15 protein-coding genes are annotated in these 12,183 nt (G+C 62.4%); 7 read left to right on the top strand and 8 right to left on the bottom strand.

Annotation, left to right across the window (positions count from 1 at the left end; all coding sequences use genetic code 11):
- The first annotated feature begins 328 nt into the window (after positions 1–328).
- The 4 genes from ACOKS3_RS27055 to ACOKS3_RS27040 all read left to right on the top strand — a co-directional run bounded on the left by ACOKS3_RS27055 (position 329) and on the right by ACOKS3_RS27040 (position 3,622).
- On the top strand, positions 329–922 hold the full coding sequence (locus ACOKS3_RS27055) for an aminodeoxychorismate/anthranilate synthase component II (RefSeq protein WP_054885201.1): 594 nt from the start codon (positions 329–331) through the stop codon (positions 920–922).
- A gap of 9 nt (positions 923–931) precedes the next feature.
- Entirely contained in the window at positions 932–1,981 is a 1,050-nt protein-coding gene (gene trpD, locus ACOKS3_RS27050; protein WP_422764560.1) for an anthranilate phosphoribosyltransferase, read from the top strand.
- Positions 1,978–2,811 (top strand): indole-3-glycerol phosphate synthase TrpC, encoded by an 834-nt coding sequence (trpC, locus tag ACOKS3_RS27045; protein ID WP_422764561.1) that lies wholly within the window; start codon positions 1,978–1,980, stop codon positions 2,809–2,811. The genes trpD and trpC overlap by 4 nt, the downstream gene beginning before the upstream one ends.
- Positions 2,812–2,917: 106 nt before the next feature.
- Entirely contained in the window at positions 2,918–3,622 is a 705-nt protein-coding gene (locus tag ACOKS3_RS27040) for a lipoate--protein ligase family protein (RefSeq protein ID WP_103448744.1), read from the top strand.
- On the opposite strand, the gene crp is transcribed toward ACOKS3_RS27040, so the two are convergent.
- A complete protein-coding gene (crp, locus tag ACOKS3_RS27035; RefSeq protein ID WP_103449863.1) occupies positions 3,619–4,263 on the bottom strand; it encodes a cAMP-activated global transcriptional regulator CRP in 645 nt (214 codons plus the stop codon). The genes ACOKS3_RS27040 and crp overlap by 4 nt on opposite strands.
- Before the next feature lie 191 nt (positions 4,264–4,454).
- Here crp and ACOKS3_RS27030 point away from each other — a divergent pair, with 191 nt between their 5' ends.
- Positions 4,455–4,877, top strand: a complete 423-nt coding sequence (locus ACOKS3_RS27030) for an OsmC family protein (protein ID WP_060482851.1) — start codon at positions 4,455–4,457, stop codon at positions 4,875–4,877.
- 43 nt (positions 4,878–4,920) lie between these two features.
- Here ACOKS3_RS27030 and ACOKS3_RS27025 read toward each other — a convergent pair whose 3' ends face one another.
- The 6 genes from ACOKS3_RS27025 to hemJ form a co-directional block, all read right to left on the bottom strand.
- Positions 4,921–5,961: a DUF2157 domain-containing protein gene (locus ACOKS3_RS27025; protein WP_422764562.1), complete on the bottom strand. Its 1,041-nt coding sequence runs from the start codon at positions 5,959–5,961 to the stop codon at positions 4,921–4,923.
- 13 nt (positions 5,962–5,974) lie between these two features.
- Positions 5,975–6,622, bottom strand: a complete 648-nt coding sequence (gene coq7 / locus ACOKS3_RS27020; protein WP_103448746.1) for a 2-polyprenyl-3-methyl-6-methoxy-1,4-benzoquinone monooxygenase — start codon at positions 6,620–6,622, stop codon at positions 5,975–5,977.
- A gap of 66 nt (positions 6,623–6,688) precedes the next feature.
- Entirely contained in the window at positions 6,689–7,027 is a 339-nt protein-coding gene (locus tag ACOKS3_RS27015) for a histidine triad nucleotide-binding protein (protein WP_011531867.1), read from the bottom strand.
- Between the two features lie 62 nt (positions 7,028–7,089).
- Positions 7,090–7,872 carry an SDR family NAD(P)-dependent oxidoreductase gene (locus ACOKS3_RS27010; protein ID WP_103448747.1) on the bottom strand — a complete coding sequence of 261 codons (783 nt, stop codon included), beginning with the start codon at positions 7,870–7,872 and terminating at the stop codon, positions 7,090–7,092.
- 67 nt (positions 7,873–7,939) lie between these two features.
- A complete protein-coding gene (locus tag ACOKS3_RS27005) occupies positions 7,940–8,896 on the bottom strand; it encodes an NAD(P)H-dependent flavin oxidoreductase (protein WP_103448748.1) in 957 nt (318 codons plus the stop codon).
- A gap of 23 nt (positions 8,897–8,919) precedes the next feature.
- Complete coding sequence (gene hemJ, locus ACOKS3_RS27000) at positions 8,920–9,345, bottom strand: protoporphyrinogen oxidase HemJ (protein ID WP_103448749.1); 426 nt, start codon at positions 9,343–9,345, stop codon at positions 8,920–8,922.
- Between the two features lie 142 nt (positions 9,346–9,487).
- Between hemJ and argC the strand changes: the two genes are divergently transcribed.
- The gene (gene argC, locus ACOKS3_RS26995; RefSeq protein ID WP_103448750.1) at positions 9,488–10,522 is read left to right on the top strand and encodes an N-acetyl-gamma-glutamyl-phosphate reductase; all 1,035 of its coding nucleotides are present in this window, start codon (positions 9,488–9,490) and stop codon (positions 10,520–10,522) included.
- 157 nt (positions 10,523–10,679) lie between these two features.
- Positions 10,680–11,030: an iron-sulfur cluster insertion protein ErpA gene (gene erpA, locus ACOKS3_RS26990; protein WP_027917433.1), complete on the top strand. Its 351-nt coding sequence runs from the start codon at positions 10,680–10,682 to the stop codon at positions 11,028–11,030.
- Positions 11,031–11,088: 58 nt separating this feature from the next.
- Here erpA and ACOKS3_RS26985 read toward each other — a convergent pair whose 3' ends face one another.
- Positions 11,089–12,180, bottom strand: coding sequence for an anhydro-N-acetylmuramic acid kinase (locus ACOKS3_RS26985; protein WP_103448751.1), 1,092 nt, complete (start codon positions 12,178–12,180; stop codon positions 11,089–11,091).
- Positions 12,181–12,183 lie beyond the last annotated feature (3 nt).

Genomic DNA, 12,183 nt, shown 5'->3' with positions numbered 1-12,183 from the left:
TTAGCAAATTGCCGCGCATCCCTCCCAAGTCCATTCGTTTCCCCGTGTTTACGGGCATATTGCGCCCGCCGCCCCGGTAGGCTACTGTGCGTGCAAGTATGAGCGAGACCTATCCTGTGTTGATCGTCAGCAAACTCTTGATGCGCGTTATCAAGGCCCACGCCCGTTGGCGTTGGCGCGCCTGACTTTATCTCCTGCCGGCCCGTCCGGCCCGCCCCCGTTTGCCTTCCTGTCCGTTTAGCGACCGCCCCTCGTGGCAAAGCCGTGCCCATGGCCGGTGTAGGAAGGTTCGTTTTTTGAAGTCAGTAGATTCAAGAGGTTTAGCCCGATGTTACTGATGATCGACAATTACGACTCATTCACTTACAACGTCGTTCAGTACCTTGGCGAGCTGGGTGCCGAGGTCAAGGTCATTCGCAATGATGAAATGACCATCGCCGAAATCGAAGCCCTCAACCCCGAGCGCATCGTTGTTTCCCCAGGCCCGTGCACGCCGAGCGAAGCTGGCGTGTCCATCGAAGCCATCCTGCATTTTGCCGGCAAGCTGCCGATCCTCGGCGTTTGCCTGGGTCATCAGTCCATCGGCCAGGCCTTTGGCGGTGATGTGGTGCGTGCCCGTCAGGTCATGCACGGCAAGACCAGCCCTGTGCACCACCGCGACCTGGGCGTGTTCGCCGAACTCAACAACCCGCTCACGGTGACCCGTTACCACTCCTTGGTAGTCAAGCGCGAAACCCTGCCGGACTGCCTGGAAGTCACCGCCTGGACTGCCCATGAAGACGGTTCGGTCGACGAGATCATGGGCCTGCGACACAAGACTCTGAACATCGAAGGGGTACAGTTCCACCCCGAGTCCATCCTCACCGAGCAGGGCCACGAGCTGTTCGCCAACTTCCTCAAGCAGACCGGCGGCCGCCGCTAAGGATCGACCATGGATATCAAGAGTGCATTGAGCCGCATCGTCGGCCACCTGGACCTCAGCACTGATGAAATGCGTGATGTCATGCGCCAGATCATGACCGGCCAGTGCAGCGAAGCGCAGATCGGCGCCTTCCTGATGGGCATGCGCATGAAGAGCGAGAGCATCGACGAGATCGTCGGCGCGGTCTCGGTGATGCGCGAGCTGGCAGACAAGGTCGAACTGAAAAACCTTGATGGCGTGGTCGACATCGTCGGTACGGGTGGTGATGGCGCCAACATCTTCAACGTTTCCACCGCGTCGTCGTTCGTCCTCGCTGCCGCTGGCTGCACCGTGGCCAAGCATGGCAACCGCGCGGTATCGGGCAAGAGCGGCAGCGCCGACCTGCTGGAAGCCGCTGGCATCTACCTTAACTTGACCCCGACCCAGGTCGCCCGCTGCATCGATAGCCTGGGGATTGGCTTCATGTTCGCCCAGAGCCATCACAGCGCCATGAAATATGCCGCTGGCCCGCGTCGTGATCTGGGGCTGCGTACCCTGTTCAACATGCTCGGCCCGCTTACGAATCCGGCCGGTGTGAAGCACCAGGTAGTCGGCGTGTTCACCCAGGCGCTGTGCCGTCCACTGGCCGAGGTGCTGCAGCGCCTGGGCAGCAAGCATGTGCTGGTGGTGCATTCGAAGGATGGTCTGGACGAATTCAGCCTGGCCGCGCCAACCTTTGTTGCCGAGCTGAAGAACGACGAGATCACTGAGTATTGGGTCGAACCCGAAGACCTCGGCATGAAGAGCCAGAGCTTGCATGGCCTGGCGGTGGAAAACCCACAGGTGTCGCTGGAGCTGATCCGCGATGCCCTGGGCCGGCGCAAGACCGAAAACGGCCAGAAGGCCGCCGAAATGATCGTGCTCAATGCCGGCGCGGCCCTGTATGCCGCTGACCATGCTATGAGCCTGAAAACTGGCGTGGAACTGGCCCACGATGTACTGCACACCGGGCTGGCCTGGGAAAAACTGCAGGAACTGGGCGCCTTTACTGCAGTATTCAAGGTGGAGAACGAAGCATGAGTGTGCCGACGGTGCTGGAAAGGATCATCGCCCGCAAGTTCCAGGAAGTGGCCGATCGCAGCGCGCGCGTCAGCCTTGCCGAACTGGAGCGCCTGGCCAAGGCAGCCGATGCCCCGCGTGGCTTTGCCAATGCGCTGATCGAGCAGGCCAAGCGCAAGCAGCCGGCGGTAATCGCCGAAATCAAGAAGGCTTCGCCAAGCAAAGGCGTGATCCGCGAAAACTTCGTGCCTGCAGACATCGCCGTCAGCTACGAGAAAGGTGGGGCGACCTGCCTGTCGGTGCTGACCGATGTGGATTACTTCCAGGGCGCAGACGAGTACCTGCAGCAGGCTCGCGCGGCTGTTTCGCTGCCGGTTATCCGCAAGGATTTCATGGTCGACTCGTATCAGATCGTCGAGGCCCGTGCCCTGGGTGCTGACTGCGTGCTATTGATCGTGTCGGCGCTGGATGATGTGAAGATGGCGGAGCTGGCTTCGGTGGCCAAGGATGTCGGCCTCGACGTGCTGGTCGAGGTGCATGACGGCGATGAGCTGGAGCGTGCGCTGAAAACCCTGGATACGCCGCTGGTGGGGGTGAACAACCGTAACCTGCACACCTTCGAAGTCAGCCTGGAAACCACCCTCGACCTGCTGCCACGCATTCCACGAGACCGTTTGGCGATTACCGAGAGCGGAATTCTCAACCGCGCCGATGTCGAGCTGATGGAGATCAACGAGGTCTACTCGTTCCTGGTCGGTGAGGCGTTCATGCGCGCCCCGCAGCCGGGGCTGGAATTGCAGCGGTTGTTCTTCCCGGAACAGGTGAAGAAGACTGTTCAGCCTCTGGACTGATCAAAATCGAAGCCGGCTTTATGCCGGCTTTTTTGTACGCCTGTTACGGCCCATTCGCGGGCTTGCCCGCGAAGAGACCGGTAAACCCAACATCAAAGGTGGATCAATGACCGATCAACCCCTGGCCCTCACCGTCGAACAGGGCCTGCATGCCGAGCAGGAGCTGCTGGCTGCTGTGTGCCGCGGCGAGCGCGATTGCGGCGTGCTGTTCTGGCGTCCCACCGATCACGCCCTGGTCATGCCGCGCCGCATGAGCCGCCTGGACAACTTCGAAGCAGCCTGTTCGGAACTGGCGGTTGCCGGCTGGCCGGTCCTGCTGCGTGAAACCGGTGGCGAGCCGGTTCCGCAGTCGCAAGCGACGGTGAATGTTGCGCTGGTTTACGTGGCGCCGCGCAGCGAAGGCGATCATGGCCGTATCGAAAGCGCCTACGAACGCCTGTGCCTGCCATTGTGCGATGTATTGCGCGAGTGGGGTGGCGTCGCTTCGGTGGGTGAAATCGACGGTGCCTTCTGCGACGGCCGTTACAACGTCAACCTCAACGGCCGCAAACTGGTCGGCACGGCCCAGCGCTGGCGCCAGGGTCTGGGTGGCAAACGCCCGGTGGTGCTGGTGCATGGCGCGCTGCTGCTGGACAACGAGCGCGAATCGATGGTCGCGGCGGTCAACCGCTTCAATGAATGCTGTGACCTTGAGCAGCGCTGTCGCGCCGACAGCCATATCGCCCTGCACGAAGTTGCGCCCGAGGCGCCCTGGTTCGAGCGCCTGTCCGTGGCCTACCGCGACGTGCTGGCGGCGCTGCCCAAGGATTAACGGGTGCCGTACACCACCATGGTCTTGCCCTTGACCTGTACCAGGCTGCGTTCTTCGAGGTCCTTGAGGACGCGGCCGACCATCTCCCGTGAGCAACCGACGATTCTGCCGATTTCCTGACGGGTGATCTTGATCTGCATGCCGTCCGGGTGGGTCATGGCGTCCGGTTGCTTGCACAGGTCGAGCAGGCAACGGGCGACGCGGCCGGTAACGTCGAAGAAGGCCAGGTCGCCGACCTTGCGCGTGGTGTTGCGCAGGCGTTGGGCCATCTGGCTGCCCAGGGCGTAGAGAATCTCCGGGTCCTGGCGGGCCAGTTCGCGGAACTTGTCGTAGCTGATCTCTGCTACTTCGCACTCGGTCTTGGCGCGTACCCAGGCGCTGCGCTGTTGCTCGCCGCCTGCCGGTTCGAACAGGCCTAGCTCGCCGAAGAAGTCGCCATTGTTGAGGTAAGCGATGATCATCTCGTGGCCTTCGTCGTCTTCGATCAGGATGGTGACCGAGCCTTTGATGATGAACGACAACGTTTCGGCAGGGTCACCGGCGCAGATGATGTTGCTTTTGGCGGTGTAGCGGCGGCGCTGGCAGTGAACCAGCAGCTTGTCGATGTTCTTGATCTTGGCGGGTAGGGCTGAGGCAACCATCACGAAATCCTGTTCGATGCGAGGCATAGGCTCTTGTTAGGCCTTGTCTGACGCGACGCGCCAGTCAATTGGCGCCAGCTTATCAGACAGCGCTGGAAAATTTGACACTAAAGCGACTCGCATTGAGCTTTTCCGACAGGCATACAAGGCTTAAGCTGACACCCTTTTGCGAAATCCAGGAGTACGGACAGATGAAGGCACGCATCCAGTGGGCCGGTGAAGCGATGTTCCTCGGTGAATCGGGGAGCGGCCACGTGGTGGTGATGGACGGCCCACCCGAAGCCGGTGGCCGCAACCTGGGCGTGCGCCCGATGGAAATGCTCCTGCTCGGCCTCGGTGGCTGCAGCAGCTTCGACGTGGTGAGCATCCTGAAGAAGTCGCGCCAGGCGGTGGAAAGCTGCGAAGCGTTCCTGGAAGCCGACCGTGCCAGTGAAGACCCGAAGGTGTTCACCAAGATCCACATGAACTTTGTGGTCAAAGGCCGTGGGCTGAAAGAGGCTCAGGTCAAGCGTGCGGTGGAGCTGTCGGCAGAGAAGTATTGCTCGGCGTCGATCATGCTTGAGCGTGCCGGCGTTGAAATTACCCATGGCTACGAAATCGTAGAGTTGGGCTGACTTCGAGATTTTGGGGCTGCACAGCAGCCCCGGCGATTTCCAGTCAGTCGCGCAGGGCCGGAAGGGCGACCAACAACCATTCCGGCAAGCTGCTTCTGACCGCCAGGCTCAACTGCTCCCGCCGCTTCTGATACCCCAACCCCAAGCCAATCACCGCCAGCCCGATCAAAGTCAGCGCCACCGGGAACAGTAGCGAGTCGGCAAACACTTCGTAAGACAGATACCCCAGATAAGCCGCCACCCCCAACGCTCCGAAGACCATGAACACCGGCCGGCGCAACAGCACCGCCATGCCCATCAGGCCCAGGTTGATCAGGCAATACAGCGCTTTGCCCAGTTCGCTGTCGCTGTCCATCATCGTCAGCCCACCCCAGAATGCCGCCAGGCCGGCCAGGTAGCCCCAATGGGCGAAGTCCTGGCGGGTACGACCGTCGATAGCCAGGAACACCAGCAGCAAACCGAGCCCGAACCACAGCGACACCGTGCGCCGCTGTTCCCAGGAGAAGGGCGAGCCAAATACCCATTCGCTCAGATCCATGGACATGAACCACAGGGCTACGGCAATTGGCATCACTACGAAGGGGTAGGGGATCAGGCGCAGCATCAGCAGCCCGGCAACCACTGTGGCGGCCTCCATCAGCAGCCAACCGCCCTGCACGTAGGTGTAGTACTGGTGGTAGTCCGCTTGTGCATCATCCAGTGGCCACCAGCCCGTCAGGCGTTCGATGGCGAACACGACCAACGGCACGATGCTGACCGCGACGGCGGCCAGTACACCGGCGGCAACCGGTTGCTTGCGCTTTTGCAGGTTGAGGGCGAACGACGTGAGGAGGACGATATAAAGCGTGGCGACTGCCAGTAAGGCGCCATCGCCAATACTCATCCAGGCTTTGGTGAGCAGCCAGCCCATCGCCCCCATGATAAGCAGTGCGCCGAAGTAGAAGGCGACATGGGCAAGCTGGAAACTGCCACGGGTGGGCGGTTGCCGGCGCAGAAACGCCAGCAAGGCCTGATCCTGGCCTGGCTGGAGAATGCCGGCTTGAACGGCGCGCGCCAGGTCCTTGGCGTCGATACGGTCCGTCATGGGTGCGCCCTTGTCAGATGCGGTAGGTGCTTTTGGTCATGACCTTGGCCAGCAGGCTCATGCCGAAACGCACCGGCATCGGGAAGCGATAGCCGCCAGCTTCGAGTGCTGACTCGGCGTGCTGCTCTTCATCCATGCGCATCTGTTCGAGGATGGCGCGGGATTTCTCGTCTTCCTGCGGCAGCTGTTCCAGGTGTTCGTCCAGGTGCTTGCACACCTGATGCTCGGTGGCGGCGACGAAACCAAGGCTGACTTTGTCGCTGACCAGGCCGGCGAGGGCGCCGATGCCGAACGACATGCCGTAGAACAGTGGGTTGAGCACGCTCGGGTGGCTGCCCAGCTGGCGGATGCGCTGTTCGCACCAGGCCAGGTGGTCGATTTCTTCCTCGGCGGCATGCTCCATGGCCTTGCGCACTTGCGGCAGCTTGGCGGTCAGGGCCTGGCCCTGATACAGCGCCTGGGCGCAGACTTCGCCGGTGTGGTTGATACGCATGAGCCCGGCAATGTGGCGGGTCTGGTCGTCGTCCAGCTCAGCATCCGGTTGGATGATCGCCGGCGATGGGCGGGATGGTTGGCCGCTGAAGGGCAGCAAGGTGCGCATGGCGGTATCGGCCTGCAGCAACAAGCGGTCGAGCGGCGAGTAGTGACGTTCGGTGGCCATCGGGCACCTCCGCTTAAGTGATGCCCGACAGTTTACCTCAATCGCTTGGGAGGAGCTTGCCTTGGGTCAGCCCGGTGGCCAGTGCATCTGGCGCTGGCCAAGCACGTGCATGTGGATGTGGTAGACGGTCTGGCCACCTTTCGGGTTGCAGTTCATGACCACGCGGAAGCCTTCTTCGCAACCTTGCTCGACCGCCAGGCGTTGTGCGGTGAACAGGATATGGCCGGCCAGGGCCTTGTCCTCTTCGGTCAGGTCGTTGAGGGTGCGGATGTGTTTCTTCGGGATGACCAGAAAATGTACCGGCGCCGCTGGGGCGATGTCCTTGAAGGCCAGGATCTGGTCATCTTCATAGATGATATCCGCCGGGATTTCCCGGTTGATGATTTTGAGGAATAGATCGTCCACAGCACGTGCTCCATGGTGAGTGTCGGCCGAGTGTACTCAGCCGGGCGCCACTCGCCCAGAGGCTATTCCATGCCGACCGGGCAGTAACGGCGGTGGATGAAGCCGGCCAGCTTGCGCGTCAGCCAGCGCGGCAGCAGGCGCGGAGCGAAGGCCAGCCAGCGATTGCGGCGTACCGGCATGATCACTGCGCGATTTTTGGCCAGTGCGCGCACGGTATACAGCGCCACTTCTTCAGGGCTCAGGCAACGGGTGTTGCCTTCAAGCCTGGGGATGCGTCGGCGCGCCGAGCGTACCGGGCCGGGGCAGAGTACCGATACCTTGATGCCAGCGGGCTTGAGCTCTTCGCGCAGCGCTTCGCTGAAATTCATCACATAGGCCTTGCTGGCGGCATAGGTGGCCATGCCCGGCCCCGGGGCGACGGCGGCCAGGCCGGCGACGTTGAGGATCTGCCCGCCACCTTGCACCGCCATCAGGTTGCCAATGGCGTGGCACAGGCGGCTCAGGGCGAGGATGTTGACCTCCAGCAGGTCCTGCTCGTCGGCCCATTCGTGCGCCAGGAACGGGCCATAGGTGCGCTGGCCGGCGCAGTTGACCAACAGGTCGATGCGTCGTTCGCCTTCTTCCAGTTCCAGCACGAAACCGGACAGCCGCAGGGGCTGGCTGAGGTCGCAGGCGCGCAGCAGCACTTCGACGCCGAAGCGTTGGGCCAGTTCGAGCGCTATCGGCTCCAGCGTTTCTCGATGGCGTGCCACCAGGATCAGGTTGCGCCCGCGCCGTGCCAGGGCTTCCGCCAGGGCCAGGCCCAGGCCGCTGGAAGCTCCGGTAATCATGGCGTAACGGGTCATGCAAGGCTCCTGGGGGCTGAAGAGGGCGCCTAGTGTACAGCCTGGCCAGGCGAGTTGTTGCCTTTTGCTACAAGGCCTTGACGCGCAAGGCTTGGATACGCTCCAGAGCGGTGCGGTACTCGCCGTGCAGGCGTTCGATCAGCATGGCGGCAGTGGGCAGGTCATGGATGTCGCCGACACCCTGGCCGGCGGACCAGACGGTTTTCCAGGCCTTGGCTTCATCGTCGATCGGCTTGAGCTTGCCTTGCTCGTGCCCGGATTTAAGTGCGGCCATGTCATAGCCGGCCTGTTCCAGGCTGGGGCGCAGGAAGCTGGCGGGGATGCCGGACACGGCGGGGGTGTGAACGATGTCTGCGGCTTGGGCCACAAGCAGCATCTGCTTGTAGGCCGCTTGGGCATGGCTTTCGTGGGTGGCAATAAAACGTGTGCCCATGTAGGCCAGGTCGGCACCGAGCAGCTGCGCGGCGAGAATCTCATGGCCGTGGTTGATGCATCCGGCCAGCAGCAGGGTCTTGTCGAAGAACTGGCGGATCTCGGCTGCCAGGGCAAACGGGCTCCAGGTACCGGCATGGCCACCGGCGCCCGCTGCCACGGCGATCAGGCCATCGACGCCGGCTTCGGCGGCTTTCTCCGCGTGGCGCCGGGTGGTGACATCATGAAACACCAAGCCGCCGTAGCCGTGCACCGCATCCACCACCTCCTTCACGGCGCCGAGGCTGGTGATGACAATGGGTACACGGTGCTCGACGCACAGTGCGAGATCGGTCTGTAATCGCGGATTGGTCGGGTGGACGATCAGGTTCACAGCATAGGGCGCTGGCGCCAGCAACTGTGCCAATCCAGCCTCGATTTCTTCCAGCCAGGCTTTGAAGCCGGCGCTGTCACGCTGGTTCAGCGCCGGGAAGCTGCCGACCACGCCGCTGCCGCAGCAGGCCAACACCAGCTGGGGATTGGAGATCAGGAACATCGGCGCCGCCACCACAGGCAAGCGCAGGCGTTGTTCGAGCGAGGCGGGCAGGGACATGGGTAAGGCTCCATCGGGTTATGTCAGAACGGTTTGACCACCACGAGAATCACGATGCCCAGCAGGAACAGCACAGGCACCTCGTTGAACCAGCGGTAGTACACGTGACTGCGGGTATTGCTGCCCGCTGCGAAGCGTTTGCGCTGGGCACCACAGATGTGATGGTAGCCGGTCAGCAGGATCACCAGGGTGAGCTTGGCATGCAGCCAGCCTTGGCTCAGCCAGCCTGGGGTTAGGTAGAGCATCCAGGCGCCGAACACGTAGGTGGCGATCATTGCCGGGTTCATGATGCCGCGGTACAGCTTGCGCTCCATGGTGACGAAGCGTTCCTGGCTGATGCTGTCCTGGCTCTGGGCGTGGTAGACGAACAGCCTGGGCAGGTAGAACAGGCCGGCGAACCAGCAGACCACGCTGATGATATGCAGCGCTTTGATCCATAGGTAAAGCATGGAGGGAGTTCCTTCAGGTGATCACGGTCGTCAGATAGTAGAGCTCAAGCGCCCGAAGGGGCACCCCAAGAGTTGTTACAGACGCTTTGCGCCCCTATTATCGTGCGCTTTCCAGACGGCTCGTTGATAAGGGGCAAGCGTTATGATCAAGGTCGGTATCGTCGGCGGCACGGGTTACACCGGCGTCGAACTTTTGCGTCTGCTGGCACAGCATCCACAGGCCGAAGTGGCGGTCATCACTTCGCGCTCCGAAGCGGGCGTGGCGGTCGCCGACATGTATCCGAACCTGCGCGGTCACTATGACGGCCTGGCTTTCAGCGTGCCGGACAGCAAGACTCTGGCCGCTTGCGACGTGGTGTTCTTCGCTACCCCGCACGGTGTCGCCCACGCCCTGGCTGGCGAACTGCTGGCTGCCGGGACCAAGGTCATCGACCTGTCTGCAGACTTCCGGCTGCAGGACGCGACCGAATGGGGCAAATGGTATGGCCAGCCCCATGGCGCTCCAGAGCTGCTCAAGGACGCCGTGTACGGCCTGCCTGAAGTCAACCGTGAAAAGATCCGCCAGGCGCGCCTGATTGCGGTGCCGGGTTGCTACCCAACCGCCACCCAGCTGGGCTTCCTGCCGCTGCTGGAAGCCGGCCTGGCCGACCCTTCGCGCCTGATTGCCGACTGCAAGTCGGGCGTCAGCGGTGCTGGCCGTGGTGCAGCAGTCGGCTCGCTGTTCTGTGAGGCTGGCGAAAGCATGAAGGCCTACGCGGTCAAGGGGCACCGTCACCTGCCCGAGATCAGTCAGGGCCTGCGCCTGGCCGCTGGCCAGGACATCGGCCTGACCTTCGTGCCGCACCTGACCCCGATGATCCGTGGCATCCACGCCACCCTGTATGCGACCGTCACCGACAAGTCGGTAGACCTGCAGGCGCTGTTCGAGAAGCGCTATGCCGATGAGCCGTTCGTCGACGTGATGCCGGCCGGCAGCCACCCGGAAACTCGCAGCGTGCGCGGTGCCAACGTCTGCCGCATCGCCGTTCATCGCCCGCAGGGTGGTGACCTGGTGGTGGTGCTGTCGGTGATCGACAACCTGGTCAAGGGCGCGTCGGGCCAGGCAGTGCAGAACCTCAACATCTTGTTTGGTCTGGACGAGCGCATGGGCCTGTCACACGCCGGCCTGCTGCCGTAAGCGCTTGTTGATGGAAAAGGCCCGCCATGGACGCGCCATGTGCGGGCCTTTTTGTTTGTCGCGACTAAAGCCGCACAATTCTTGACCAATTTTCTCGGAGAAGCGGATAATGCGCGTCATCGAGTTTTATGGCGGCTACTGCGCCGGGAGAATCAACATGAGCGTCGAAACCTTCACCCCTACGGCTTTGGAATTCACCCACGGCGCCGCGCAAAAGGTGAAGAACCTGGTTTCCGAGGAAGGCAATGACCGCCTGAAGCTGCGCGTGTTCGTCACCGGTGGCGGCTGCTCGGGCTTCCAGTACGGTTTCACCTTCGATGAAGATGTGGCCGAAGATGACACCATTGTCGAGCGTGAAGGTGTTTCGCTGGTGGTCGACCCGATGAGCTACCAGTATCTGGCCGGTGCCGAAGTGGACTATCAGGAAGGCTTGGAAGGTTCTCGGTTCGTGATCAAGAACCCGAATGCCGCGACTACCTGCGGTTGTGGCTCCTCGTTCTCGATCTGAGGCCAGGCTGTATGAAAACGCCGCGCAATTGCGCGGCGTTTTGCATTCTGGCTTGGGATCAGGCCGGGTAGATCGCGCCGAGTACGCGTAGCCCCTTGGCTGCCGTGACGCTTGGGCGATTGGCGGGTATGCCTTCAAGGCAGCAGTGGGCAAGCCAGGCAAAGGCCATGGCTTCAACCCAGTCCGGGTCCACGCCATGGGCGCCGGTGCTGGTGACCTTGGCCTTTGGCAGCAGTTCGGCAAGCCGAGCCATCAGGGCACCATTGCGAGCACCTCCGCCGCAGACCAGCAGCGCCTCGGTATCTTGCTGGGCGTTCTGCAGCGATTCGATGATGCTGCGCGCGGTCAGCTCCAGCAGGGTAGCCTGGACGTCTTCGTCACGGAAGGCAGGCAGATTCGCCAAGTGGCCATCCAGCCAGGGCAGATTGAACACTTCACGGCCGGTGCTTTTCGGGCCGCTGCCGGCGAAGAACGGGTCACTCAGCAGGCTGCTGAGCAAATCGCCTTGCAGCTTGCCACTGGCAGCCCAGGCACCATCGGCATCATAGGCCTGGCCTCGCTTTCGCTCGATCCAGGCGTCCAGCAATACGTTGCCTGGCCCGCAGTCGAAGCCATGCACTGGCTTGTCGCGTTCGATCAGGCTCAGGTTGCTGAAACCGCCCACATTGAGCACCGCCAGGCGTTGGCCGAGGTGGCTGAACAGGGTTTCATGGAATGCCGGCACCAGCGGGGCACCCTGGCCACCTGCCGCTACATCGCGACGGCGGAAGTCGGCAACCACGCTGATGCCGGTCAGCTCGGCGAGCAGCGCCGGGTTGCCGATCTGCACAGTGAAGCCGCGAGCCGGCTCATGGCGGATGGTCTGGCCATGGCTGCCGATGGCGCGGATGGCGTCGGCCTGGAGCCCGTGCTTGGCCAGCAGTTGCCGCACACCTTCACCTGCCAGGCTGGCCCAGCGGTTTTCTGCCAGGGCGGCGCGGGCAATCTCGTCAGCGCCGCTGCTGCAGAGGCTGAGCAGTTGCTGGCGCAGCTCGGCCGGCATGGGGACGTAGTGAGTGGCGAGCAGCTGAAGCCGCTCGCCTTGATCTATCAAGGCGATGTCCAGGCCATCGAGGCTGGTGCCGGACATCACCCCCAGATATAGCGCCATGGA

This window comes from Pseudomonas sp. HS6-2, assembly GCF_049325675.2.
GTDB classification, from domain to species: Bacteria; Pseudomonadota; Gammaproteobacteria; order Pseudomonadales; family Pseudomonadaceae; genus Aquipseudomonas; species Aquipseudomonas putida_N.
Note: the sequence above shows the minus strand (reverse complement) of the source record. Positions and strands in the feature narration are given on the sequence as shown.

Bases quoted from the DNA above. Each gene is read 5' to 3' on its own strand.
- ACOKS3_RS27010 (WP_103448747.1), bottom strand. From the start codon at position 7,872: ATGACCCGTTACGCCATGATTACCGGAGCTTCCAGCGGCCTGGGCCTG.
- trpC (WP_422764561.1), top strand. From the start codon at position 1,978: ATGAGTGTGCCGACGGTGCTGGAAAGGATCATCGCCCGCAAGTTCCAG.
- erpA (WP_027917433.1), top strand. From the start codon at position 10,680: ATGAGCGTCGAAACCTTCACCCCTACGGCTTTGGAATTCACCCACGGC.
- ACOKS3_RS26985 (WP_103448751.1), bottom strand. From the start codon at position 12,180: ATGGCGCTATATCTGGGGGTGATGTCCGGCACCAGCCTCGATGGCCTG.
- trpD (WP_422764560.1), top strand. From the start codon at position 932: ATGGATATCAAGAGTGCATTGAGCCGCATCGTCGGCCACCTGGACCTC.
- ACOKS3_RS27005 (WP_103448748.1), bottom strand. From the start codon at position 8,896: ATGTCCCTGCCCGCCTCGCTCGAACAACGCCTGCGCTTGCCTGTGGTG.
- hemJ (WP_103448749.1), bottom strand. From the start codon at position 9,345: ATGCTTTACCTATGGATCAAAGCGCTGCATATCATCAGCGTGGTCTGC.
- crp (WP_103449863.1), bottom strand. From the start codon at position 4,263: ATGGTTGCCTCAGCCCTACCCGCCAAGATCAAGAACATCGACAAGCTG.
- argC (WP_103448750.1), top strand. From the start codon at position 9,488: ATGATCAAGGTCGGTATCGTCGGCGGCACGGGTTACACCGGCGTCGAA.
- coq7 (WP_103448746.1), bottom strand. From the start codon at position 6,622: ATGGCCACCGAACGTCACTACTCGCCGCTCGACCGCTTGTTGCTGCAG.
- ACOKS3_RS27040 (WP_103448744.1), top strand. From the start codon at position 2,918: ATGACCGATCAACCCCTGGCCCTCACCGTCGAACAGGGCCTGCATGCC.
- ACOKS3_RS27055 (WP_054885201.1), top strand. From the start codon at position 329: ATGTTACTGATGATCGACAATTACGACTCATTCACTTACAACGTCGTT.
- ACOKS3_RS27025 (WP_422764562.1), bottom strand. From the start codon at position 5,961: ATGACGGACCGTATCGACGCCAAGGACCTGGCGCGCGCCGTTCAAGCC.
- ACOKS3_RS27030 (WP_060482851.1), top strand. From the start codon at position 4,455: ATGAAGGCACGCATCCAGTGGGCCGGTGAAGCGATGTTCCTCGGTGAA.